Annotated in this window: 26 protein-coding genes; 21 read left to right on the top strand and 5 right to left on the bottom strand. The window is 39.8% G+C overall.

Features of this window, described 5'->3' with window-relative positions; all coding sequences use genetic code 11:
* Positions 1-15: 15 nt before the first annotated feature.
* The 20 genes from KCV26_07315 to KCV26_07220 all read left to right on the top strand — a co-directional run bounded on the left by KCV26_07315 (position 16) and on the right by KCV26_07220 (position 20,011).
* Positions 16-1,284, top strand: a complete 1,269-nt coding sequence (locus tag KCV26_07315) for a nucleotide sugar dehydrogenase (protein ID WZX38169.1) — start codon at positions 16-18, stop codon at positions 1,282-1,284.
* The gene (locus KCV26_07310; GenBank protein WZX38168.1) at positions 1,285-2,547 is read left to right on the top strand and encodes a flippase; all 1,263 of its coding nucleotides are present in this window, start codon (positions 1,285-1,287) and stop codon (positions 2,545-2,547) included. It abuts the gene before it with no gap.
* Between the two features lie 42 nt (positions 2,548-2,589).
* Entirely contained in the window at positions 2,590-3,327 is a 738-nt protein-coding gene (locus tag KCV26_07305) for a CapA family protein (GenBank protein WZX38346.1), read from the top strand.
* The gene (locus KCV26_07300) at positions 3,324-4,418 is read left to right on the top strand and encodes an NAD/NADP octopine/nopaline dehydrogenase family protein (GenBank protein ID WZX38167.1); all 1,095 of its coding nucleotides are present in this window, start codon (positions 3,324-3,326) and stop codon (positions 4,416-4,418) included. Before KCV26_07305 ends, KCV26_07300 begins: the two co-directional genes overlap by 4 nt.
* A gap of 9 nt (positions 4,419-4,427) precedes the next feature.
* Positions 4,428-5,576: a hypothetical protein gene (locus tag KCV26_07295; GenBank protein WZX38166.1), complete on the top strand. Its 1,149-nt coding sequence runs from the start codon at positions 4,428-4,430 to the stop codon at positions 5,574-5,576.
* Positions 5,577-5,736: 160 nt separating this feature from the next.
* Positions 5,737-6,036, top strand: a complete 300-nt coding sequence (locus KCV26_07290) for a transposase (protein WZX38165.1) — start codon at positions 5,737-5,739, stop codon at positions 6,034-6,036.
* Positions 6,033-6,926: an IS3 family transposase gene (locus KCV26_07285; protein ID WZX38164.1), complete on the top strand. Its 894-nt coding sequence runs from the start codon at positions 6,033-6,035 to the stop codon at positions 6,924-6,926. Before KCV26_07290 ends, KCV26_07285 begins: the two co-directional genes overlap by 4 nt.
* Positions 6,927-7,029: 103 nt before the next feature.
* A complete protein-coding gene (locus KCV26_07280) occupies positions 7,030-8,013 on the top strand; it encodes a Stealth CR1 domain-containing protein (GenBank protein ID WZX38345.1) in 984 nt (327 codons plus the stop codon).
* A 127-nt stretch (positions 8,014-8,140) separates the two neighbouring features.
* Positions 8,141-9,580: a calcineurin-like phosphoesterase C-terminal domain-containing protein gene (locus KCV26_07275; GenBank protein ID WZX38163.1), complete on the top strand. Its 1,440-nt coding sequence runs from the start codon at positions 8,141-8,143 to the stop codon at positions 9,578-9,580.
* Positions 9,581-10,206: 626 nt separating this feature from the next.
* Positions 10,207-11,547: an oligosaccharide repeat unit polymerase gene (locus KCV26_07270; GenBank protein ID WZX38162.1), complete on the top strand. Its 1,341-nt coding sequence runs from the start codon at positions 10,207-10,209 to the stop codon at positions 11,545-11,547.
* Between the two features lie 223 nt (positions 11,548-11,770).
* Positions 11,771-11,986: a hypothetical protein gene (locus KCV26_07265; GenBank protein WZX38161.1), complete on the top strand. Its 216-nt coding sequence runs from the start codon at positions 11,771-11,773 to the stop codon at positions 11,984-11,986.
* A 42-nt stretch (positions 11,987-12,028) separates the two neighbouring features.
* Positions 12,029-12,340: a transposase gene (locus KCV26_07260; GenBank protein ID WZX38344.1), complete on the top strand. Its 312-nt coding sequence runs from the start codon at positions 12,029-12,031 to the stop codon at positions 12,338-12,340.
* 28 nt (positions 12,341-12,368) lie between these two features.
* Positions 12,369-13,520, top strand: coding sequence for a glycosyltransferase family 4 protein (locus KCV26_07255; GenBank protein WZX38160.1), 1,152 nt, complete (start codon positions 12,369-12,371; stop codon positions 13,518-13,520).
* Entirely contained in the window at positions 13,504-14,520 is a 1,017-nt protein-coding gene (locus KCV26_07250) for a polysaccharide biosynthesis protein (GenBank protein ID WZX38159.1), read from the top strand. Before KCV26_07255 ends, KCV26_07250 begins: the two co-directional genes overlap by 17 nt.
* A complete protein-coding gene (gene wecB, locus KCV26_07245; protein ID WZX38158.1) occupies positions 14,514-15,641 on the top strand; it encodes a UDP-N-acetylglucosamine 2-epimerase (non-hydrolyzing) in 1,128 nt (375 codons plus the stop codon). The genes KCV26_07250 and wecB overlap by 7 nt, the downstream gene beginning before the upstream one ends.
* 4 nt (positions 15,642-15,645) lie before the next feature.
* A complete protein-coding gene (locus tag KCV26_07240; GenBank protein ID WZX38157.1) occupies positions 15,646-16,506 on the top strand; it encodes an SDR family oxidoreductase in 861 nt (286 codons plus the stop codon).
* Between the two features lie 4 nt (positions 16,507-16,510).
* Positions 16,511-17,716 (top strand): glycosyltransferase family 4 protein, encoded by a 1,206-nt coding sequence (locus KCV26_07235; protein WZX38156.1) that lies wholly within the window; start codon positions 16,511-16,513, stop codon positions 17,714-17,716.
* Between the two features lie 6 nt (positions 17,717-17,722).
* Positions 17,723-18,619 carry an NAD-dependent epimerase/dehydratase family protein gene (locus tag KCV26_07230; GenBank protein WZX38155.1) on the top strand — a complete coding sequence of 299 codons (897 nt, stop codon included), beginning with the start codon at positions 17,723-17,725 and terminating at the stop codon, positions 18,617-18,619.
* A gap of 27 nt (positions 18,620-18,646) precedes the next feature.
* Positions 18,647-19,612: a glycosyltransferase family 4 protein gene (locus KCV26_07225; GenBank protein ID WZX38154.1), complete on the top strand. Its 966-nt coding sequence runs from the start codon at positions 18,647-18,649 to the stop codon at positions 19,610-19,612.
* 3 nt (positions 19,613-19,615) lie between these two features.
* Complete coding sequence (locus KCV26_07220; protein WZX38153.1) at positions 19,616-20,011, top strand: WbuC family cupin fold metalloprotein; 396 nt, start codon at positions 19,616-19,618, stop codon at positions 20,009-20,011.
* A 15-nt stretch (positions 20,012-20,026) separates the two neighbouring features.
* Here the strand turns inward: KCV26_07220 and KCV26_07215 are convergent, their stop codons facing one another.
* Entirely contained in the window at positions 20,027-20,725 is a 699-nt protein-coding gene (locus tag KCV26_07215) for a nucleotidyl transferase AbiEii/AbiGii toxin family protein (protein WZX38152.1), read from the bottom strand.
* Complete coding sequence (locus KCV26_07210; protein WZX38151.1) at positions 20,718-21,296, bottom strand: type IV toxin-antitoxin system AbiEi family antitoxin domain-containing protein; 579 nt, start codon at positions 21,294-21,296, stop codon at positions 20,718-20,720. The genes KCV26_07215 and KCV26_07210 overlap by 8 nt, the downstream gene beginning before the upstream one ends.
* A 116-nt stretch (positions 21,297-21,412) precedes the next feature.
* Here KCV26_07210 and KCV26_07205 point away from each other — a divergent pair, with 116 nt between their 5' ends.
* Positions 21,413-22,780, top strand: coding sequence for a plasmid pRiA4b ORF-3 family protein (locus KCV26_07205; GenBank protein ID WZX38150.1), 1,368 nt, complete (start codon positions 21,413-21,415; stop codon positions 22,778-22,780).
* A gap of 17 nt (positions 22,781-22,797) precedes the next feature.
* Here KCV26_07205 and KCV26_07200 read toward each other — a convergent pair whose 3' ends face one another.
* The 3 genes from KCV26_07200 to KCV26_07190 form a co-directional block, all read right to left on the bottom strand.
* On the bottom strand, positions 22,798-23,121 hold the full coding sequence (locus KCV26_07200) for an AAA family ATPase (GenBank protein ID WZX38149.1): 324 nt from the start codon (positions 23,119-23,121) through the stop codon (positions 22,798-22,800).
* Between the two features lie 109 nt (positions 23,122-23,230).
* Positions 23,231-24,256, bottom strand: coding sequence for a DUF4973 domain-containing protein (locus KCV26_07195; GenBank protein ID WZX38148.1), 1,026 nt, complete (start codon positions 24,254-24,256; stop codon positions 23,231-23,233).
* 24 nt (positions 24,257-24,280) lie between these two features.
* Positions 24,281-26,305 (bottom strand): RagB/SusD family nutrient uptake outer membrane protein, encoded by a 2,025-nt coding sequence (locus tag KCV26_07190; GenBank protein ID WZX38147.1) that lies wholly within the window; start codon positions 26,303-26,305, stop codon positions 24,281-24,283.
* Positions 26,306-26,310: the final 5 nt, after the last annotated feature.

Here is a 26,310-nt window from a genome sequence, read left to right as displayed (position 1 = left end):
AATCAACAAAATAATATGCACAAAGAAATCAAGGTGGCCGTGATCGGTTTGGGATATGTGGGCCTGCCGCTGGCAAGACTTTTCAGCACAAAGTATAAGACCGTGGGGTTCGAATTGAGCCAGTCGCGTGTGGATGAACTGATGAGCGGACACGACAGCACCCTCGAGGTAGAAGATGAATTGTTGCAGTCTGCTTTGGCAAACGGATTCAGCTGCACCACCGATATCGAAGCGATCCGTGATTGCAACTTCTACGTAGTAGCCGTACCCACCCCGGTGGACAGGAACAACAACCCCGACTTGCGCCCCCTTTGGGGAGCCAGTGAAACCGTGGGCAAGGTAATCGACAGGGGCGATATCGTTGTCTATGAGTCCACCGTCTATCCCGGTGTAACCGAAGATGAGTGCATTCCCGTGGTGGAAAGAGTGAGCGGACTGAAATACAACGAAGAGTTCTTTGCCGGATACAGTCCCGAGCGGATCAATCCCGGTGACAAGGAACACACCGTGGAGAAGATATTGAAAGTCACCTCCGGCAGCACCCCTGAAATTGGTAAGATTGTGGATGAGGTATATGCTTCAGTCATCACCGCCGGCACCCACCTGGCCCCCACCATCAAGGTAGCTGAAGCCGCCAAGGTGATCGAGAACTCGCAGAGGGACATCAACATTGCCTTTGTGAACGAGCTGGCCAAGATATTCAACAAGATGGGCATCGATACACAGGATGTGCTGGAAGCAGCCGGCACCAAGTGGAACTTTCTCCCCTTTAAACCGGGGTTGGTAGGCGGTCACTGTATTGGTGTGGATCCCTACTACCTGGCACAGGCAGCACAGCGATTGGGTTACAATCCGGAGATCATTCTATCCGGACGTCGCATCAATGATGGCATGGGCGAGTATGTGGCCGATCAGGTGGTGAAGCTGATGCTCAAGAAAGGGATTCAGGTACTTGGCTCAAATGTGCTGGTTTTAGGCTTTACCTTCAAGGAAAACTGTCCCGACGTGCGCAATACCAAGGTGATCGACATCATCAAGACGCTGGAAGAGTACAATGCCAATGTAATCGTTTACGATCCCTGGGCTAATCCAGCCATTGCAAAGCATGAGTATGGGGTTGAATTGCACAATGAGCTTCCTGAACAACATTATGATGCGGTTATTCTTGCAGTGGCACACAATGAATTCAAGAAGCTTGATATCGCCCACATTTCCAACGGGAACAGCGTGGTGTATGATGTGAAGGGTATTTTGGGTAAAGAGGTTATTGATGGGAAGTTGTAGATGTTTAATATAAAGAAATACTTCAATCGAATTAAAAAGAGTAAGGACGGCCGAACATTAGCTGCCAACTTTGGTTATCTTTCTCTACTTCAAATTGCAGGTTACATATTCCCTTTAATTACAATGCCATACCTGGCAAGGGTAATTGGTGTTGAAGGGTTTGGAAAAATTGCATTTGCATCAGCTGTTGTAGTATGGTTCCAAACTGTAGCCGATTGGGGATTTAATTACACAGCAACCCGAGATGTAGCCAAGAATAGAGATGATAAAGAAAAAGTATCTGAAATATTCAGCAATGTTTTATGGGCACGATGCCTTTTAATGATTTTATCATTCTTGCTATTGGTGCTAGTCATTTCCATAGTGTCAACTTTTAGAGAAAACTATGCAGTAATATTAGTGACATTTCTTCTTGTTCCCGGACATATAATGTTTCCAGACTGGTTCTTCCAGGCAATGGAAAGAATGAAATATATCACAATACTAAACCTCTTATCTAAATTATTTTTCACAATTTTAGTCTTTGTTTTTATTAAAGAGAAAAATGACTTTATATTGCAGCCTCTATTTACATCTTTGGGATTCTTGCTGTCTGGGATGATTGCAATGTACATTATATTATCTAAATGGAAAGTAATGCTAAAGCGGCCTTCTTCAAAAAAAATATTTAAAACGATTAAAGAGAGTACGGATGTTTTTATAAATAATATAATGCCAAATCTTTACAATAGCTTTTCTGTTATGTTATTGGGGTTTTACGGAGGTCCAGTATCTAATGGGTTATTAGATGCAGGGAGTAAATTTGTAAATATATCTCAACAATTTATGACAGTGATCTCGAGAACATTTTTTCCATTTTTATCAAGGAGAATAGACAAACATAATTCATTTGCAATTCTTAATATACTAATTGCAGTTATCTTTTCATGCTTTCTCTTTATTTTTGCCCCCATTGTTATTAAACTTTTTTTTTCGGAAGATTTTATATCAGCTATTACTGTATTAAGGATTATGTCAATCTCTGTTTTATTTTTATCTCTTAGTAGTGTTTATGGAACTAATTATATGATTATTCAGGGATTTGAAAAACAACTTAGAAATATCACCTTTTTTAGCTCATTAATTGGTTTTATAATTTCATTTCCATTAATATATTTCTTCGATTATATTGGTGCTGCCATTACAATTGTGGTAACAAGAGGAATTCTTGGTTTATCAATAACTTACAAAGCAAAGAGAATCAATAGTTCAAATCAATTATAAGATTAAAAAAAAGTCCATAATCTTAATAAAGATGGAACGAAAATCGCCATCCTCAACTTTTGCGAAAATGAGTGGTCTATTGCAGAAGATGATTCACCCGGTGCCAATCCGATGGATATCATCGATAACACGAATCAGATAAAAGAAGCTAAAGCATCTCACGATAAAGTGATTGTGATAGTCCACGGTGGTCATGAATATTATAATCTACCCAGCCCTCGTATGCAAAAGCAGTATCGATTCTATGCAGATCAAGGTGCTGATATTGTAGTTGGACATCACACGCATTGCATTAGTGGTAATGAAATTCATAATGGAGTGCCTATATATTATAGTTTGGGTAATTTTCTTTTTACAAGTAAAAGTACTATAGAAGATTGGTACACAGGTTTGGTATTAGAGGTTAATATAGAGAAAGGAAATTTGACATCGAAACTTCATCCTGTAGAGCAACAAAAAGAAACGTTTGAGCTAAGCTTACTAATTGGAAAAAAGAGAGAAGATATATTAAAGCGAATTTCAAAGTATAACGCTATCATTGAAGATGAAGAGAAGTTGAAAAATGAATGGGATAATTACGTAGATACCAAATATGATGTGTATCTTAACTATTGGTCTCCATTTTCATTTATTTCCAATCGCTATGTGAGAGGAGTATTGAATAGGTTAGGCATAAAAGGATTAAATAAAAAAGGAATTGCGCTTGCACTTAATTTAATGAGGTGTGAGGCGCATGTGGATATGTCGAAGGAAGTAAATAAAAAATATTTAAAGGGATGAAAATAGCAATTGTTGGATCAGGAAATGCTGGTTGTGCACATGCATTTAAATTAGCAGAAAGAGGACACCTAGTAAATCTTATAAAAACATCGCATACTTTGCATGAAAGTAATTTTGATAAGATTGTTGAGCATAAAGGTATATACGGTATAGACAATACTGAAAGTGGAAAGAAGTCATTTCAGAAATTAAATTTAATTACAAGAGATATCAAGGAAGGATTGAGAAGTGTTGAGCTTATTCTTGTTTTAATACAAAGCCTTCATCATGAGAAGGCAGCAAAACTAATTGCACCTTATATTGATAAAGAGACTACAAAAATCATACTTTGTGTTCCAGGCAACCTTGGTTCTTTGTTTTTCAGAAAAGAACTAGATGGTGTAGATATTATTTTAGCTGAAGGTGAATCAACTCCTTTTGATGCTCGTATTATAGAGCCAGGTGTAGTTAATATTTTATTTAAAAATGCTAGAAATGCAGTTGCTTTTTTACCTAATTCTAGAAAAGAAGAAGGTATGAAGTATGTCTCAAAGCTTGTAGATACTTATGGAGATTATAGAACAAATATAATTGAGTCAGCATTGCATAATCCAAATTTAATTGTGCATACAGTGGGAGTCATAATGTCTGCAAATCGCATAGAGAGAATGAAAGGAGAGTTTTGGATGTACAGAGAAGCTTTCACTCCATCTATATGGAATCTAATACGCCAACTAGATAAAGAAAAAAATAATGTGATTCTAAAGTTTGGAGGCAAAGCAATTTCTTATCTAGACGCTTGTAAATATAGAAATGAAAAAGACTTAAATCAGGACTCTTTAAAAGTATTTAAATCTTATGCTGAAAATGGAGGTCCTAAAGGTCCAGATAATTTAGAAACTCGTTTTCTACATGAAGATGTTGTTGTTGGTTTGGGTTTGTTGTCAATGTTAGGCACAGAAGCTAATATTTCAACTCCTGTTACAGACTCATTAATTACTATAGCTTCTTATCTTGTGAATAAGGATTTTCATAGTTTAAAAAGAACAAAAGAGGATTTTGGTTTGATAAATCATAACTTTCAAGATATATATAATTTAATAAATAATTAAAAATAGACTATGAATTCGAAATATCAATTCATTCCAGAATCAGTAAAAAGATTACTACGTAAAACAGGTTTTTATGAAAAACGATCATTAAGAAACAGAACCGCAGTCAAATATTATGAAGTTGATAGTTTTTTAAATGAAGCACCTGTTTTAAATTTAGGTCTTGAGCTAAAAGAAAAACCTAATGTAGGAATTATAAAAACGCAGGAATCTGTACTTGGGAAAGATTATGTAAACCCTAAAGCTTCATGGCTGCGTTATGAACGTTTTTGTAATAACAATGATATTCCCTATGGATTTTTTGATATTACAAGAAGTAATTGGATGACTGAAGCTGAAAAATATGATATTATTATCTGCCATACTGAATCTAATCCGGCTTATCAGGAAATGATAGAATCGAAAATTTATATTTTGGAGAATCTAATGGGCAAGTTTTGTTTCCCATCATATCATGAAGTTTGGCAATATGAAAATAAGAATAGAGCTAATTATTTATATAAACATTATGATTTACCTACTATTCCTACTTATGTGACTCAAAACAAAGAAGAAGCATTTGATCTTATTGATAAGGTAGGTTATCCATATATCACCAAAACAACAATAGGGGCTGGCTCTACTGGAGTGAGAAAAATAAAGACTAGAAGCGAAGCAGTTAAAATGATTAACTCAATATTTTGTCACAACGGCTTGAAAACACAATATCCATATCAACGGCAAAAAGATTATTTATATGTTCAAAAGTTTATCGATGATGCAACTTTTGATTTAAGAATAATGTTAGTTGGAAATATGGCATTTGGATATTATAGATATCCCAATAAGGGGGATTTTAGAGCGTCGGGTGCTGGTAATACAGAAAAAAAAGCTATACCTGAAGATGCATTAAGATTGGCTGTTGAGGTGAGAAATAAACTCAATAGTAGACAGATGGGTGTTGATCTTCTATATTCAGGAAAAAATAAAAAGTATTATATTATTGAAACATCATTATTCAATCAGATTGATACACCGGAACAATTAGTAATTGATGGCGTGCCAGGATACTATGATCTATCGGATATCGACAATATCAGGTTCAAAGAAGGAAAATTCTGGGTGCAAGAACTTGTTATAAGAAATGTCATAACTGAATGGTATGAAAAGAATCGATAATGCACCTGGATATTGGGACTCTACACTCTATTGGCACGAAGGCGAATTTAAACCTCAGGAGTGGATGGTAGAAAATTTAATAAATCATTAAAAGATGACTTTGGAATTACTAACTTAGCCGGGACACAGAGTTAAGCATAAACGCTTATTTTTGTGTAATATGAGAAAACAAAGAACACATTTTGACAAGGCATTCAAAGAGAATGCGGTCAAACTCAGTTTAGAACGCAAGAATGTTTCCGAGCTTGCACAGGAATTGGGTATTGCCCCCTTTCTTCTATATCGTTGGCGGAAAGAGTTCCAGCAGAAAGGGGATGCCAGTTTTCCCGGACACGGAGTCCAGTCATTAAGTGAGGACACCAAAAGGATTGCTGAACTGGAAAAACGTCTGGGTGAAGCTGAAACGGAGCGGGACATATTAAAAAAAGCTTTGAGCATCATCTCCAAGAGAGATCGTTGATCTATCTCTTTATAAAGGAATATAACTCGAAACAATGGACGGTCGAGGTGATGTGTAAAGTACTGAAAGTCCCCAGGAGCAGTTATTACCGCTGGCTTAAAGATCCGGAGGGCCAACGCAGGCGCAAATATATGGAGCTGGATGAAAAGATCAGAGATGCCTATTTTGCTGCCAAAGGACGCAATGGAAGCCCCAGGCTGGCGAAGGATTTGCAGGTATCCGGAACTCCCGTCTCGAGAACCACCGTAGCATGCCATATGAGGGAAATGGGCTTGCGCAGCAAACTCTCGAGACGATTCAAAGTGACGACGGATGCCTCTCACAACTATAAGGTAGCTCCAAATCTGCTGAATCGCAGGTTTAATCAGAATGAGCCTGTGAAAGCATGTGTCTCTGACCTGACCTATATTCCGTGTAAGGATGGGTTTCTTTATCTGACCTGTGTGCTGGATCTTTTTGATCGCAAACTGATCGGGTGGTCCATAAGCGATCATATGAATGCCTCCCATACCGTAGTCCCGGCCATAAGGATGGCCAATAGGAACAGACCTTTTGCAGAAGGAATGATATTCCATTCTGACCGGGGTATCCAGTATGCCTGCAAACAGACTGTCAACCTTTTGAAATCCTTGAAGCTGGAACAAAGTATGAGTGGAAAGGGAAATTGTTGGGATAATGCTGTGGCTGAAAGCTTTTTCAAAACTTTCAAATCTGAATTGGTCTATGGTACCAAACTCAAAACAAGAGAGCAAATGCACTTGCAGGTATTTGAATATATTGAATCCTGGTATAATCATAAAAGGAGATTCTCAGCATTGGGTAACTTAACCATTTATGAATTCTGGAATCAGTATAATCTTAAAAAAGAATCAATTAAAAGTGTCGCTTAACTTTTTGTCTCAATTAAGTTTTGCAAGTCCAAGAACTAATTTCTAAACAATCAGAAATTAAATGGAATTAAGCGTACAGTTATGAAAATTTAAATAAAAAAATATGGATTTTGTAATAACATGGGTAGATGATAGTGACCCAGAATGGAAAGCACAATTTAATAATTATAGAAAGCAAACTATAAATGACAATCGAGATGTACGTTTTCGTAGTTGGGACAATTTTCATTTTTGGTTTAGAGGTGTTGAGAAATTTGCTCCATGGGTAGATAAAGTTCACTTTGTAACCTGGGGACATATTCCCCAATGGTTGAATATAAATCACCCTAAGCTGAATATAGTTAAGCATACTGACTTTATTCCCAAAGAGTATTTACCAACTTTTAATACCCGAACAATTGAATTAAATTTGCATAGAATTGAGGGGCTTTGTGATGAATATGTACTCTTTAATGATGATGTTTTTTTAATTGACAAAGTTGATGAAAGCACTTTTTTTGTAAAAGGCAAACCTTGTGATATGCCAATTCTTAAGCCATTTGATATATCAGTATATTCAAAAACAATTCTTAATGACTTAATTGTGATAAATAAGCATTTCGATAAAAGAATGGCTTTTAAAAAACAACCTTGTAATTGGATTAATCTCAGTTATGGAAAGTTTATCATTTCTAATTTATTTTTCAATTTTTTTTTTAGATCACATCATTTATCATTCAAAAATTTTCATTTAGCATTACCTTCAAAAAAAGAAACACTTATGATCCTTTGGGAGTTAGAGTTCGAAGTGATGCATAATAGCTCCAAAAAAAAATTTAGGGATTACGATACTGTCAATAACTATGTACAACGCTACTGGGATCTTGCATCAAACAACTTTCACCCCACAAATATCACAAAGATTGGCAGTCATTTTGATTTAGATGATGATAATGTAAAAGATGTGGCAAAATTCATTAAAAGTCAAAAGAAGCCTATTGTTTGTGTTAATGATGGTGACAATTTAGAAAAATTTGAGGTCACTAAGAATGAAATTATTAATGCTTTTGGAAAACTTTTTTCAGAAAAATCTAATTTCGAATTATGAATAATGAGAGGTTCAGCTTTTCCTCATTTTAAGTGTCTCAATTAAGTTGCACAGTTATTACAGACTAATACAATAAATTCAATCACAACTATCAACCTAATTTTTAAATTTTGATTTTATAATTAAAATGCGTAAATTTACATACTTATATTTACATATATTATTGGTTGTCATAATATTTAACGGATGCCTTCAGGATATTCCTAGCACACACCCTGATGGGCCTACTCACTTCATTTATGGTAAAGTTATTAATACAGATACAGGAACACCAATACCAGATGCAGTTATAAGTGATGGTTTCACGACTGTTTCAACCGATACAAAAGGTGAATATCGTTTTATTTCTCACTCGGGGGTTACGCACGTTTTCATTTCTGTACCTGCAGAATATGAGATACCAATGGTGGACGGAATGCCTCAATTATTTGAAACAATTGACTCATTTAAAGATTCTGTTCAGGTTAATTTTAGTCTTAAGCCATTAATAAATGACGATGAAAAAGAATTTACTCTTATCGCTGTTGCTGATCCTCAGGTACGAACTGCAAATCATTTAGTTAGATTAAATGACGAAACAATTCCTGACATTAAAAATACACTAGAAAATCATAATAACGTATACGGTCTTACATTGGGAGATGTTGCCTTCGATTATCTAAGCATGTTTAGTGATATTAAACAATCTTTCATATCTACTAATATCCCATTTTTTCATACAATAGGTAATCACGACTTTTCTGCTATTGTATATGAGCCTGCAGAGGCTTCACAAGACTTTGTATCTCATTTTGGCCCTTTAAATTATTCTTTCAATAGGGGAGAAGCCCACATCGTTGTAATGAATAACGTTTTTAACTATGGGGTTACTTCTTATAATTGGGGTTTTTCGGAAGAACAAATAAACTGGTTAAAATCAGACTTAAATCATGTATCTAAAGAGAAAATGGTGATTGTATGTGTCCATATCCCGGTATTACCCACCACGAAAATGGAACGAAAATCTCAATTTTTGGCGGCACTCAATTCTTTTAACGAAGTGCATATTCTCTCCGGACATTGGCATTCCAATGAAAATATTATTCATTCTGATATGAATCTTTATGAACATATAACCGGTGCTGCAAGTGGTAATGTGTGGAATAGTACAGTGAATAAATGCGGTGCCCCAAACGGATATGCTGTTTATGAAATCAGTGGGAACCAAATGAAAAACTGGTATTATAAATCTGTTAACTATGATAAAGAGCATCAGATTAGATTGATAGAGCCATATTCTTTTGGTGATACAGAAGGTTACGTTATAGCCAATGTTTGGAATGCGGATGATAACTGGAAAGTGGAACTTTTTGAAGATGGCATCAATACTGGACAAATGGAGCAGTTCAGAGCAGTCGCACCGGAAGTGTATGCTCTGGATAAATCAAGTATGAAGACGGACCATCTTTTTCGATTAAAACCCACAAATAAAGATGCGGTTTTCTCAATCAAAGCTACTGATCCATTTGGAAATATTTATCAACAAACTATATCTTTTAAAAGTCTCAACGAATTAAAAAAATACTGATATTAAGGCTTTAATAAGGATAAAACACAGTGTAAACTTTCAAGATAAATATTTTCAGAATTTTTTACTTGATTTTTTATTACCATCGCTTTAACTTTAATATATTCAATAGCTATTTGATTTATTTGAAGTTTGTTTTGTTAAAGGCGATTATTATTAAAACGGATTAGATTTTTCATATTTATAATCCTAATCAGTAGTGAAAATACATAACGGAAAATTCATATTCTCAAAGATTGACAATCCCCGGAAAATAATTTGTCTGTGAATGATATATGTATAGGTAAGGTGAGAAGTTTATACTTCGTTATTCATATAAAGAATAATCAGATGTACAAGATAATCAAATGGATGCTAAGGTTGTCATAGAGCGTGCTTCCGGATTTAACAATTGAATTAGCGGGTTATTATCCAATTCAATACTTCCCTGAGCCTCTTCGCTTGGAAAGATATAGGAATGAATAATAGAAATGTGAATTTGTATTCTTGGCATATACAACGCACATCTCTTCTTTTACTGAAATAAATTTCAAATTGACAAAGAACAATCTAGACCTAAAGAATCAGGTTTGTTCGTTTATTAATAACGTACCAGCTTTAATTGGACAATTTTAAAACAGAGACAAATGAACAGGATATATATATTGTTATTTTCTCTTTTACTGCCAATATTGATGTATACGATTCCGGATAAGGGAAACGATCCTACTTTAAGGGTGTTCGTTTCAAGCCTGGCCATCCAGATCATCTGTATCATATTTATATTTAAAGAGAAATACATACCTTATTCATTAAACAAAACCTTATATCTTTTCATTTTTTTCTTTTTCGGGATTGCTCCTTACCTTCAGTTTCAATCAGGAGCCACCTTTTTTGGAGCCAGAGCGATAAAGGAGAACGAGTACTTTTTGATGAATGTACTTATTCTTTTCATTATCTTTATCTATCAAGGGTGCTATTGGATGTTTTCCAAAAAGAAAAAAAGCGCATTAAAGATCAGGTTCATCAAAAGATTTGAGATTCCCGACAAGTTAAATAAAATACGGGTGTTTTTGCTACTCGCCCTTGCTTTACTCTCTTTTTTTATGATATTTCAGGCAAACAATTTCAGCTTGCTGAGTATGTTATTCAGGGGAGGAGAATTTAAAGAATCTACCGTTGGGAGTAAAACGAGTGCTTTAATTATTTTCCGTGTATTCCAACCTCTCTCCATGATGAGTCTGTTGTTTTATATCCTTACAAAATCAAAGAATATCTTCGTACTGTCAATCATGTTCCTGTTGACATTGATTACCTGCTTCCCACTCGGTATGGCTCGATTTTCGGCTGCAGCACTCTATTTGCCCCTCTTGTTAATTGTTGTACCGTGGTTCAAAAAAAGCAACTTTTTCTCAATCACATTTATCATGGGCTTATTGATTGTTTTCCCTTTTCTGAATAATTTCAGGCATTTTTCAAAAGACCAGCAGATCCATTTCGGATTCGATTTCGAAATGTTTAACGAGGGACACTTCGATTGTTACCAGAACTTCACACTAGTGACCATGGAGAATATTGTAACTTATGGAAGACAATTTGTGGGAGTTTTGTTGTTTTGGGTTCCGCGAAGCGTCTGGCCTAATAAACCAATAGGTTCGGGAGCGTTTTTGGCTGATGAAATGGGATTCTATTTTTCAAATGTCTCATGCAGTTATTTTGCAGAAGGGTATATCAATTTCGGATTTTTTGGAATTATTCTGTTTACCGTTTTTATGTCATATATTACAGCCCGTTTTGACAAATATTATTGGGAAATTGTCTTACATCAAAATAACAATTATTTTAAGGTTATTTACTTCCTGTTGATTGGGATATTGTTCTTTATATTAAGGGGAGATTTGATGAGTTCATTTGCTTTTACAGTAGGTTTTCTGATCTCGATTCTTTTAGTACATATGACCGCTAGAACAAAAATAAAGATTCGATAAAAAAGGATTTAATTTATAATATTACAGCATTAATGCCCCATTAAAACTGGGAAGATTTTAATAAATAGGGTCTGCTGAATAATAGATATATATGCTGAAAATCAGCAAATTAAGCGATATAAAATTTGCATAACTGCAAGAAATTGAGTATTTTTACTTCATAAACCTTGCATTTTATGAAAGATACAAGAGCTCCAGGCAGCTTTCAATTTCCGAGTTCACTATGCCCTTTGAGGCAAAACTGGATGAGAATAACCGGTGGGTTGTTCTTTCCAAAATAGTACCCTGGGAAGAGTTCGCCCAGCTTTTCTACAAGAACTTCAAGAGCAAGCGTGGTGCCCCCACCAAGGATGCCAGGCTTGTGACGGGAGTGATCATCATCAAACACATCATGAAGACGGACGATCGCGGAGTGATAGAGATTATACAGGAGTATTAGCAGTTTTTGAAAGAGAAATGAGTCCGTTTCACCGGGGAGCCACTGGGACGAAAACCGGCAAAAGAGATCAAGAGCAGATACCAAAAACGTAAAGAGCGACGAGAGGCGGCGGAACGCAATCAGGTTGAAGGAAAGTTTGGTCAGGGGAAACGTGGATATGGTTTAAATGATATCCGCGCCAGATTGGCCACGACATCAAACAGTTGGATAGGGGCTATCATTTTTGTGATGAACCTGATCAGGTACATGAGGGATATTCCCTTGTCTTATTTTGTCTCGTTACTATTGAAACTGATGAAAGTGAGAAATATAAACATTTATCCACTCAGGCCACAAATGAAATTGTGTGCCTGATTGGGATTTAATAAATAGACCCTAAATAATGAGAATAGGTATTGATGCATCAAATATTGGTGGAGGCGGTGGAGTAACCCATTTAAAGGAAATATTGGCTAATTTACCAGAACTGAAAGAAATTGAAAAGGTTACTGTTTTTGCCTCTCAGAAAGTATTAAAACAGTTATCAGAGGTTGATCACATTAAGAAAATTACTTTTCCTGCATTGAACAAGGGGCTACTTAATCGAGTGGTATTTCAGCTTTGGGATTACGACAAACATTTAAAGCAACACTGTGACATTTTATTTTCAGTTACAGGCGATTATTTGGGCAGGTTTAAGCCTGTGGTGGGCATGTCTCAAAATATGCTTTTATATGAACGCAATATTTGGAAAGAAATAAAACAGCCCAAAGAAATAATGCGTTTCTGGCTCAATTTTTTAAAACAAAGGCGCTGTTTTAGCAATGCTTCTGGTATAATTTTTATATCACAATATGCCAAGAAATATGTTTCAAACAAACTGAATCTTAAAAATAAAGAGATTTCGATTATTCATCATGGTATTTCACCCAGGTTTCAAGGGAAAGTCAGAAAACAGTTTTCTATTGATAATTATTCTGAAAAAAATCCATTTAAATTGCTTTATGTTTCTACAGTGCATGTATATAAACATCAGTGGAATTTGGTCGAAGCAGTTGACCTGTTAAGGAAAAAGGGCTACCCCATTGTACTGGATTTGGTTGGAGGCGTTATTTTTAAACCAGCCGGTAAAAAACTGGAAAAAGTAATACAGGAAATCGACCCGCATCATAAATTCATTCATTATCATGGCCATGTTCCATACGACAAAATAGATGAATTTTATAAAAAAGCCGATGGTATCGTTTATGCCTCCACTTGCGAAAACATGCCCAATATTTTAATTGAAAGTATGGCTTCCGGTTTACCCATTGTTTGTAGCAATAAACAGCCCATGCCGGAGTTTTTGAAGGAAAATGGGTTTTATTTTGATGCAAAAAACGTGGACTCTATCTCAAATGCTATTGAAGAAATGTTTTTAAATCCGGAGAAAAGAGAGTCAATGGCAAAAAGAAATTTTGAAGAGGTGAAAAAATACTCATGGGAAATTACGGCTAATGAAACGTTTAGTTTTTTAGAAGAAATTTACACTAGTTATTATGGAAATAGACAATAAAATATTACTTATTACCGGAGGTACAGGTTCATTCGGTAATGCAGTGCTGAATCGGTTTTTAAATACAGATCATTTTAAGGAAATCCGTATTTTTAGTAGGGATGAAAAGAAGCAAGACGACATGCGTCATCGTTTACAGAATCCAAAAGTGAAGTTCTATATAGGTGATGTACGTGACAAGCGTTCTGTGGATACTGCTATGCGTGGAGTAGATTATGTTTTTCACGCTGCTGCATTGAAACAGGTCCCTTCGTGTGAGTTTTTTCCGATGCAGGCTGTTCGTACAAACGTGATTGGTACGGAGAATGTGTTGGATTCAGCTGTGGAGCATGGTGTGAAAAATGTGGTTGTACTTAGTACTGATAAGGCGGCGTATCCAATCAATGCGATGGGTATCAGTAAAGCGATGATGGAAAAAGTTGCAATCGCCAAAGCCCGTTCATTAGGGGATGATGCTGCCACAACAATCTGTTGTACACGTTATGGAAATGTAATGGCAAGTCGAGGGTCTGTAATTCCGCTCTGGGTTGATCAGATTAAATCAGGTGAACCAATCACAATTACTGATCCAAACATGACCCGTTACATGATGACACTGGATGATGCGGTGGATTTGGTGCTGTATGCTTTTGAGCATGGTAACAATGGTGATTTGTTTGTTCAGAAAGCTCCTGCAGTTACTTTAGATATTCTGGCTGAAGCATTGAAGGATTTGTACAAAGCGAAGACTGAAGTAAGAGTTATAGGTACCCGTCATGGAGAAAAACTATACGAAACGCTGGTTACACGTGAAGAGATGGCTAAATCGGAAGATATGGGTAATTATTTCCGAATTCCTTGTGATGCTCGTGATTTGAATTACGATAAGTATTTTGTTGAAGGTGAAGAAAAGGTATCGAAATTTGAAGATTACAATTCGCACAATACACGGAGGCTGGATATCGAAGGGATGAAAGAATTACTGTTAAGATTGAACGAAATAAAGGAGGATATATGCTAAAAGTGATGACAATAATTGGAACTCGGCCTGAAATTATCAAATTGAGTTGCGTGATCAATGAATTGGATAAATATACGAAACAGGTAATCGTTCATACCGGTCAAAATTTCGATTATGAATTAAACGAGATATTTTTCAATCAATTGCAGATTCGTAAACCGGATTATTTTCTTGATGCTGCCGGAACAAATGCATCTGAAACGATCGCCAATGTGATTACGAAATCGGATGCAGTGATGGAGAAAGAGAATCCGGATGCTGTATTGCTTTATGGTGATACAAACAGCTGCCTCTCTGTGATATCAGCTAAGAAACTGAAGATTCCTATCTTTCATATGGAAGCAGGGAATAGATGTTTTGATCAGCGAGTGCCTGAAGAAATAAATCGCAAGATCGTGGATCATTTAAGCGATATAAATATGCCTCTTTCTGAACATGCTCGTCGGTATTTGCTTGATGAGGGACTAAGACCTGAAACGGTCATTAAAACAGGTTCACCGATGAGAGAGGTACTTGAGTATCACAAAACGGCTATTGATCATTGTGATATCCTGGAGAAAGAGAATCTTGGTAAAGGTGATTATTTCATCGTGAGCACTCATCGGGAGGAGAATGTAGACTCGGAAAAGAACTTCGCGGATCTTTTGGATTCATTGAATGCAATAGTTGATAAGTTCCACAAGAAAGTTATTGTTTCAACTCATCCCAGAACACGGAAGAAATTAGAAACGATTAGATTTATCAATAACAATTCAATGATTGAATTCATGAAACCTTTTGGTTTCCTGGAGTACATAAAATTGCAGATGAATGCTTTTTGTGTTATTTCAGATAGTGGCACAATCACAGAGGAATCGTCTATTTTAAAATTCCCCGCAATCACCGTCCGTCAGGCTCATGAACGTCCTGAAGGGATGGATGAAGCAAGTGTTATTATGACGGGATTAAAAAAAGAGACGATACTAAATGCGATTGATGTAGTCACATCGCATCATAAGGAAGGAGAGGATACCATTCATTCCATAGGTGATTATTCATCCGATAATGTTTCTAAGAAAGTTGTTCGAATTATTTTATCATATACGGATTATATAAACAGAACCGTGTGGCATAAAGAATAGTGTAATGACAAAGAAAAAGATATTATTACTTGGTGCCACGGGGATGGCGGGTCACGTAGCCTATCATTATTTGAAGGAAACAGACAAATATGAGATTGTAGATGTTGTCTTCCGTAATAAATTAACTGCTGATAGTATTGTATTGGATGTTACTGACAAACAGGCTACAGAAGAATTGATTAAAACAGTCAAACCCGATATAATTGTGAATTGTATCGGGATTTTAATTAAGGGTTCGAGACAGCATCCGGATAATGCGATTTATATTAATGCATATTTCCCTCATTTACTGGAGAGGCTTTCTTGTGAAATTGATGCTAAGCTTATTCATATCAGCACCGATTGTGTTTTTTCAGGAAAGAAGGGGAATTACACCGAGTACGATTTCAAAGATGCAGATGATGTTTATGGACGAAGTAAGGCATTGGGTGAAGTTGACAATGACAGAGATTTGACCATTCGTACTTCGATCATTGGACCTGAACTGAAACAAAATGGTGAGGGACTTTTTCACTGGTTAATGCACCAAGAGGGAATAGTAAACGGTTTCACAGATGCTATATGGGGTGGTGTTACTACCTTGGAACTTGCTAAAGCCATAGATAAAGCAATCGACAATAACTTGACAGGTTTAGTACATTTAAGCAATGGAAAAGGTATTAACAAATATGATTTGCTGACTTTGTTTAAAAGTATTTGGAATAGAAATAATATCGATATCAATCCTTTTGAAGGGCATGCTGTAGATAAATCTCTCCAATCATCTACAAAGTTTAATATGAATGTACCTTCGTACAGTGCAATGTTAGATGAATTGAAAAATTGGATGGACAATCATAAATCCATTTATAACCAATATTGCTAATTGAATGAGTGGAAAAATTTGGATAATTTCAGAATTCTATTATCCCATTGTTACATCTACTGGATATTATATTACTGAAATTGCAGAATATCTCTCCTTAAAAGGAATGGACGTTCATGTGATAAGTACAGAAGCAAAATACAATGAAGAATCTGTTTACAAATTTAAAAAAAAAGAAATCCATAATGGAGTCAATATCATTCGAGTTAAAGTAGGGAATATTGATAAAAATAATTTTTTAAAGAGAACTTTTCGTCTTTTAAAGACTAGTATCTCACTTTTTATTAAAGCAATGCAAAATGTTAAAAGAGGAGACACCATCATGGTAGTAACAAATCCTGCTTTCATTATTTTGTTAATGCCTATAATGAAACTATTGAAGGGAATAAGTTATTCACTTTTGGTTCATGATATATTTCCCGAAAATCTAGCTGCTATTGGAGGGGTTAAATCTACCTCTTGGACATTTAAAATCTTAAATAGTATATTTAATAGGGCTTATAAAGCACCAGAAACTTGTATTTCCATTGGGAGAGACATGAGTGAAGTACTTGCCAAAAAAATTGGTAATAGTGGTATATTAGAATATATACCTAATTGGTCTGATATTGACGATGTGTATCCACTTAAAAAAGAAGATACGAAATTATATAACCAATTGTATAAACAAAAAGAATTTGTTTTTCAGTTTGCTGGTAATTTAGGGCATGCTCAAGGTTTAGATAATATTTTGAGTGCAATTAAATTGATCAAGAACCCAGCTATTAATTTTTTATTTGTTGGTGGAGGTGCAAAATATGAAACAATTAGTGAATTTAGCAAAAACAGTGGTAATGTTCAATTAATTGGTTTTCAAGATCGAATTACTCAGAACGACTTCCTAAACGCATGTGATATTTCTATAGTTACGCTAAATAATGGAATGTATGGATTGGGTGTGCCATCAAAATCCTATAATATAATGGCAGCAGGTAAGCCAATATTAATGATTGGAGATGAACGATCTGAAATAGCATTATGCATAAAAGAGTATAATTTAGGTTGGATAGTGAAACCAAATGATCCAGAATCATTATGCTCAAAAATTAATGAAATATATAATGATCAAAACACATTGGATGATATCTCCAAAAATGCAAGAAAAGCAGCAGAAGAAGTTTTTTCTAAAAATAAAATTTTAGAAAAATACTACAATTTATTTAACAGTTAAATTAGGATGAAATTACTATTTACCGGCGCATCGGGATTCCTTGGTGCTCATTTGAAACCTTTACTTCAAATAGTTTCTCAAGTGAAGACGATGGGATTAATGGATGAAGATGACTACAAAGTTAATTTAGCCACTACCATCCCAGACATACAAGATGAATTTGACGTTGTATTGCACGCTGCCGGTAAGGCACACATGGTTCCCAAGACCGAGAGTGAGAAGAAAGCTTTTTTTGATATCAACTTTCAAGGTACAGTGAATTTATGCAAGGCTTTAGGGAACTCAGGTGTTCCTAAGGCTTTTATTTTTGTCAGTACAGTAGCCGTGTATGGATTGGAATTTGGTGAAAACATCACTGAGGAGCATCCATTAAATGGGGATACACCATATGCTTTGAGTAAGATTCAAGCGGAAGAATATCTTACTGATTGGTGTGCTCGGAACAATGTGACATTGGGAATTATACGCCCTTCACTGATTGCGGGTCCAAATCCTCCGGGAAACCTGGGTGATATGATTCGTGGCATCAAGACGGGTAAGTATCTTTCCATTGCAGGTGGAAAGGCACGTAAGAGTGTGCTGATGGTCGAGGATATAGATCGAATGATATTACCTTTAATTGAAAAAGGTGGCATATACAATGTGTGTGACGATTCTCAGCCTACTTTTAGAGAGCTTGAAAATCTTATTTCGAAACAGCTTGGGTTAAAAACTCCTTTATCAATTCCCTTTTGGCTGGCAAAATCGATGGCTTTGGTTGGTGATCTATTGGGTAAGAAGGCTCCCATCAACTCACTTAAACTGAAGAAAATTACGGAATCTCTTACTTTCTCTAATGAGAAAGCCAAGCGGGAATTGAATTGGCAACCTTTGAATGTGTTGGATAATTTCAAAATACAATAACAAAGATTTCAACGCTTGAAATGTAATATGGCTACATTGTTATCATATGGTTTAGTTCTGGTTTTGCTGCTTGCGGCAGAACTTTTTTATTTCCGGATTGCGGATTGGTTTAACATCATCGACAAACCGAACGAGCGGAGCTCGCACAACTACATCACCATTAGGGGTGGGGGGATCATCTGGTGGGTGGCGGCGCTGCTGTTCCTGCTGTTTCATTTCTCTCCCCTGGGGATGTGGTTCTTCGCGGGCATCACGCTGATCGCGGGGGTGAGCTTTGTGGATGACATCGTGACCCTGGGTCAGCGGGTGCGGTTGCTGTTTCACCTGCTGGCAATGAGCTGCGCTTTTTACCTGGCGGGGGTGTTCGGGATCTATCCCTGGTGGGCCATCGTGATTGGTTACATCGTCTTCATCGGCATCGTGAATGCCTATAACTTCATGGATGGCATCAACGGGATCACGGGCCTCTACAGCATCGCGGTGCTGGCATCGCTGCAATACGTGAATATGACCTGCGGCAGCTTCGTGCATCCGGACCTTATATGGTTCCCAATGCTGGCGTCAGTGGTGTTCCTCTTTTTCAATTTCCGGAAGAGGGCGAGGTGCTTCGCGGGCGACGTGGGGAGCGTGGCCATCGCCTTCTGGATCGTGACCTTGTTGCTGTTGCTGATCGTGAAGACGGAGAACCTGATATGGCTGGGCTTCCTGATGGTGTATGGCGTGGATGCAGTGATGACCATCGTGCATCGTATCTATTTGAAGCAGAACATCATGGAGGCGCATCGGCTTCATTTTTACCAGATATTGGCGAACGAGAAAAAGATGCCGCACCGGGTGGTGTCGGTGATCTACTTCATCGTTCAGCTGCTCTGCTCGGCACTGATCGTGATGCTTTATCCTTCGATGGGGTGGGGCATCTTCGTGATCCTGCTGCTGTTGTTGATGGGTGTCTACATGATAAAGTTCAGAATGATGAAAACAAATAACGTTTGACGGATGTTGATTGATGATCATTTACTGGATGAGGTGACGGAGCGGGCCAAGGGGAGTGAGCGGTTGCGCATGAATTTCAACCTGCACGACAGCCTTGAGGCGAAGGCGCAGCGGTTGCTGAACGCGCTGGAGCCGGGTACGTTGCTGCCGGTACACCGACACCGCCATACGGCGGAGACTTACATCGTGCTGCGGGGGTCCATCAGGGTGTTGTTTTATGATGACGACAGGACACTCACCGATGCGTTTACAGTTCATCCGGAAGAGAAGGTGTACGGGGTGCATATCCCGGCGGGACAGTGGCACACGCTGGAGGTGCTGGAGAGCGGCACCGTGATCTTCGAGGTGAAGGACGGGCCTTATATGCCGCTAGGGCCGGAAGATATCATCCTGTTATAGGAATGTTCATTCACACTATGCGAGAATCGGAAATTCTTTATAGAATCGAAGCAGGGATATAGTTTCAGTCCGTAGTTTGGAACGAACGAATTTCTTTATATCCTCATCCATTAATTCCCCTAAGCCATTCAACATACCCCGGTCACTCATGCTTTCGAGATGCCCGATACATTTCTGTATATAATCGGCTAGTGGCATTGCCATACGTGTCTCAACAATATCTTTGTTTATCGGTGTTTGTTTCTGCATGAAAAACCAACTGTCGAAGATATCGCGATTCGTCACTTCTCCACGGTCAAGCATGGCGCAGAGTTTATGGGCAAACATGTCTGAAGCGACCATTACCTGCATGTTGATACCCAGCAAGTTCTTTATTTCGTACCGGTTGTCCCACTGTCGGTTGGATATTTCCACTTTCAATTTCCGTTCGCCGATGCCATAATCCAATACGATAATCGGACCGTAGAACTTCATTGCCTCGTCGAATATCTTACCCTGTTTCGACAGAATTTTTCGCACCTTTTCGTACACCGTTTTTTCTTTGGCAGGGTTGAGCAGGTTGAAATCCAAATCGACCGAAAAACGGGGCAGATCGTAAAAGAACATCAACGCCGTTCCGCCTTTAAAGCCAAGACAGTTTGCCAACTCAATATCGGAATAGATATCTTTGAGTATCTGCATCAGAAAAAATTTGTGTTTGTTGATACTAACCATTTGCAAACAGTTTTTTTACTTTTGCCGTAAGAGTGTTGGAATTATATTCCGGCAAAAGTTTGGTTATTAAATTTTTGTCCAGGGGAGTCAGGTTGTCGAAATAGTATTCCTTATTCAAATACAAAATGTCCAGAAAGGCACGTTCAGGTATGGCAATGTTTACATTACCGGTTTGGATGATACCCTGCGTGACAATCAGGATCTCTCCCTTGATTTTTCGATAGGCATAAATGCGGCCTTCGATATCTACACTGCGGCTCAAATAGCTGACCACGGTTATCCGTTCATCATATTGAAAGACAATGCCGGCCTTTTGCAGTACATATTCAAGCGAGATGTAAGATGGAGTGTAAAGCGTACAGGCCAACTCTTCGGGTTTATATCCGGGTTTGGCGTAAATGCCCTTTCGCGGACGAAGCAGCTTCCCTTTGCGGACATAATAATTCAATCGCTCATTCAGCTTCTTAAATTCGCTCTCTCCGATGAGCATGGCAACATCGTTCAGCGAGAACACAGTTCGTGTATCGCTGAAAACAGACAAAATTAAGTCCTTATTTCGAGAACTATTCATTGGATTAATTTCAATGTTCAGTTCACAAAATTATGAAATAACGCTGATTTGTCCAAATAATATGCGGAATAGATTTCCTATCTTTGTAATTATTCACCGATTAGAGACTTACCACGATGATCTTACCACACATTATTGAACGGATCATGGTTACCGCCTTTTATCCGAAAGGGGTGATCGGGTTAAACAGGCTGGATGAGGATGACCTCGAACAGATCCCCATCCTCAGGCAGGTTGTCTGCCTGTGCCAATTTATCAGGGAGGAGAACGGTACCTTGCAGCTGACCAACACGGGTAACCTGCCGCTGAAAGTGGTCAGGGAGATGTACCTGACGGGTGTCCGCGACTGGTACTACACGAAGTATCCCGATAAGAGAATCAAGGAGACCGACGCGCAGTTCGTGATGATTGCACGCGACCTGGTAACGGTGTCGGGGATCATCCGCAAACGGAATAATGCTCTTTTGATGACCAAGAAGGGGGAGAAGCTGCTCGCAGACCGGCAGTTGCTGCTGGAGACGCTTATCCGTGATTTCGTACACCTGTTCGACCTCGGCCGATATGATGGCTATGAGTCTGCCCCAGGATTGGGCTTTCGGGATGCCGGACTTTCACTCCTGGTGTTCGACAGGGTGCGCAGACAGATGCCGGGGGAATCGCCCTCGGACATGGATTACGCGAAGGGGTATTTCGATATCCGCCCCGATGTCTATGAGGGCATGAGGAGCATCGACTGTTACCTGTTCAGGACGTACCAGAACTTCATGGAGCTGTTTGGACTTGTAACCACCGACCAGAAATGGAACAGGGAGGAGAATCGGATGATCATGACAATCCAACCGACTCCGCTCTTCGACAGGATGATTTCCATCAGGGACGACTATGACCGGATTGGTGTGAGGATGAGCCCCGAGCTGAAGATCTACACGCTGAAGATCACCTTGAGAGGTACCAATCCCCCGGTGTGGAGACGCATACAGGTGCCTTCATCCATGCTGCTGAGCGATCTGCATTACCTGATCCAGTACACCATGGGATGGGAGGACGCGCACCTGCATGAGTTTGAAAAAGAAGAGGTTTGCTACACCAATGTGGTGGATGAGGAGCTGCCGTCGGTCCAATATGGTGGTATGATGATTGCAGACCTGCTCAAAGAGAGTGGCGACAGGATGATCTACCGGTACGACTTCGGTGATAACTGGCAGCATGACATCGAACTGGAAGAAATGACGATCCCGCAGGAGGGGCGTGAATATAGGGTCTGCACGGAGGGAGCGCGAAGATGTCCCCCGGAGGATTGTGGCGGTGTACACGGATATCAGCAGATGCTGCAGATACTGAACGACCCGGATGATCCGGAACGGGAGGAATATCTTTATTGGCTGGGTGGTACTTATGACCCGGATGAATGGAAATCTTCCTTGTTAAACCTCAGCTTGCATGTTTCTGCCGACGACAAGGAGACCGACCCTCGGTTTGCATGAGATTGGCACATCAGCACCTACATCAAAGGGATATGATTCCTTTGATGGTGTCTTCTGGCAGTACCTCTCTCATCCGATATTACCTGAAGATAGCTGAACAACTCGGGTACTTGCCGTGCTTCGTCGAATATGACTCGCTCACCCTGATTTTGGAAAAATCCTACCGGATAGGTCAACATCAACTGGCGATAGTCTGCCCTCTCCAGATTATAGTACTGGTATTCAGGAAAACAGTTTTTCAACAGGGCACTTTTACCTGATTGTCGTGGCCCGGTTAAAGAAAGAATCGGAAATTTCTCCAACCGTTTTTGTAATATGGGAGCAATTTGCCTTGCAATCATTTTATACATATTTGCAGAATACAATATCCTGGTATTTGAGTTCATCGAAACATGGAACAAGAAAAGAGAAGAACATGGCGCTTGCTGAACAGGAACACCGGAGAGGTACTTACCAAAATATTGCCTGGTCTTCGTCCGGAACCAGTGTGCTCACGTTGCGCTGCATCAGCATGGTGCCTTTACATCTGTAGGGGAAGACCATGTTTTCACTGGAAACGGGATCTTTGTAGCGGTACTCCATCGTTAACGTAAAGAAACGCTTGATGATGTGCGGACGGTCGATATCCAGCTCTTCCTTTATTTCATACGTCGGCTCGCCAATCACTTCAAATTCCAGCGCGGGATTCTCGGCTGTCAATACCAACCTCCCTTTCTTCAGATAGAGGCCCGTGGCTTCAACTTCCGTCACCTCATCCGGTTCCAGAAATTCGCACTTCACCTTAAAATCGCCCCTGTTCTCTGCCAGCTCCTCCGTGATGCCGGCATAAAAAAATACGGTGTTTTCATCCACAACCCGGGCTTCCCGGGTGCTGGCGGTCATGTACTTGGTGGTGTTGTCCCCAAAGTAAACATACATGCTGGCGGCATTGTAGATTCCCGAGTAATCGTTAAAAGGCATGATCCAGAGCAACGCTTTCTGCCGGCCTTTATAGGTGTTCAGCGTATAGGACGGATCGGGCAGGATGGTCAGGGGCAAGACCCATTTCTCCACCAGGTCCAACCCCGAAAAGTTGAAGTGTATGGGAAAGAACGCCACATCGGCACCGGAGGGAATCCGGCAGGTCTTCGAAGGCAATTCAAAAAACTCTTCCGGCAGCTGTTTGTAATACAGATCGCTCCGGGCAGCATATCTACCGAAGTTCAACTGGTTCAACGTATCGTTATCCACGTCGATGCGGACGGAATAATCGCGGTCGTTGGTTTTTGAGCCGCTCACGATCACCGGCAACTTGTAGGTGACCTGCAGGCTATCGGGCTGATACCTTAAATAAATTACCGATACGTCATCCCTGTTGATCGGGGCTTTCAGGGATATCATCCGGGTGTACAACTCTTCTTCCCACTCATTGTTGCAACCGGTCACCACAAAGAGACCACCCAGCAACAGGATCGTAAAAATAGATATGTGTCTCATTATTTATTTGCTGTTTATGTTGAATTAATCAAAAGATGGCCATCCCGGAGCCTGTGTAAGGCGGGCATTGCGTTTCAGTTCATCGTAAGAAACGGGCCAGAAATATTTTTTTGTGGACCATGAGGTCTGTACACTGGGTACGACAACCTGTTCATGGAAGAAGTCTCGGTATTCTCTCGGAACGGTGGTGTTGCAACCGTAAATCATCTGACTCTCTTCCTCGGGCGCGTCTTTCCAGCGACGAAGGTCGTAATAGCGCTGGTTTTCTCCCAGAAACTCGACCTGCCGTTCACGTTTGAGGAGCTCTCTCAATTCATCGGGATTAACAAAGGGATCACCCATGCCGATCTCATCGTAGTTGGGTAGACCAGCCCGTAGTCGTACAGGGAGAACAACCGCTTTCATGGCTGCAATATCGCGGGACACGGTATATGTCTCGCTACCGTCCCAGGATTTTATCTGATAGACAGACGTTAATTCATTGAGTGCCTCGGCATACATGAGCAGGATATCGGCATAACGGATGGCCGGATCCACTTTCGGATATACCGTTCCGTCCTTGTAGCTTTCCTTGGGGTTTACATACTTCATCATGCCTATGCCGGTGGGTATCCACCGGTCGTCTGTACTCACGATCTTACGGCCGTCGTCTTCCCCGTAATAGTAAAACGTCTGAAAGTCCCGGTTATTGGCATCCTTGGCGCTGGTGCAGGCCCAGTGCGCACCGTTGAAGGCTACCGAAGCGTAAAACCGCGGTTCCCGGTTGGCATATTCGAGCCAGACATCTTTCCTCAAGTAGGGGTATTCGCCGTCGGCCTGCGTAAAGCCTTTCAAGCTGGTAGCACGGTCGAACGGCTTCCCATCGTTCATCGCATAGGCATCGCACTGTTTACCCGTGATGCCGTGGCAGTTCCAACCGCCTGCCTTGCTGACAGGCATCTGGTGGCGAGACATGGACTGAATGCCATATTCGTCGTGCAGCTGATTATCTCCGCGCGAGAAGATAAGCTCGGGGTTTTCCGATACGTAGAGGTCGCCGTTGAACAGGGCACGGTAAGAATCGAGCGGATCGATATCCTTCCATCCCCTATCCTTCCATCCGCGCTCCGAATATACCGGATGGTAAGGCGGTTCAATTGTTTTGGGATAGGCTCCCCAAAGTCCTCCGCTGCTTCGTTTGGGTGCCACATAAATTTCATATTTGTTCAGTCTGATCACGTCGAGGGCTGCTGCAGCGGCTTTTGCCCATTTCTCCTCGTCGTAGTCTCCGGAGATGAGTTGTTTTCCCGTATCATCGGTAAAACCGGACATATCGGGATTACCATTCATCAGCGGACTGGCAGCGTAGAGATAGGCCTTGGCACGGACGGCCAGTGCGGCTCCTTTGGTGGGACGCGATGCATTGCGTGAGCTGCGGTCACTTTCCAGAAGTTGTGCTGCCATTAACATCTGTTCAGCAATATACTCGGCGCATTCATCATACGTACTTCTCGGATAGGCCAGCTCGCCGTAGGAAGCTTCATAGTCGAGTCCCTCGTCGGGTAGAATGGGCACCGGCCCGTATTTCCTCAACAACAGCCAGTAGAGGTAGCCGCGGATAAAGTAAGCCTGCCCCTTCAGATCCTCGCACATCTCTGCGCTGATCTCTGCACCCGGGTGGACATGCTGCAGGAAGATGGAGGCCTGGCGGATACCTTCGTACGACTGATCCCAGGGACGGGCAATCAGGGCATTGACATTTCCTCCGTACTGGGGGCCGTACTGCCCGAATTTATAGTTGGAGTATGAGATGCCGGCACCGCCTTCCGTGAAGATCATATCATCGGAGTAATTGGTGAGGGTAAAGCGTACGTGTCCGATCTCCAGGTTATAGGAAAGAAGCTGGTAGTAAGCGTTGGCCAGCCATTGCTCGGTATAGTCCCTGCTGTTGAAGATGCGTTCCAGGTCCTGCCGGTCGTTAAAATAACGCTCCACATCGAGGTAATCGGAGCAGGACAATACAAAGGCTCCGATGTAGATTATTACGCTGAATAGTATATTTTTTCTCATCTTTT

This window comes from Petrimonas sulfuriphila, from assembly GCA_038561985.1.
In the GTDB taxonomy this organism is placed as follows: domain Bacteria; phylum Bacteroidota; class Bacteroidia; order Bacteroidales; family Dysgonomonadaceae; genus Petrimonas; species Petrimonas sulfuriphila.
Note: the sequence above shows the minus strand (reverse complement) of the source record. Positions and strands in the feature narration are given on the sequence as shown.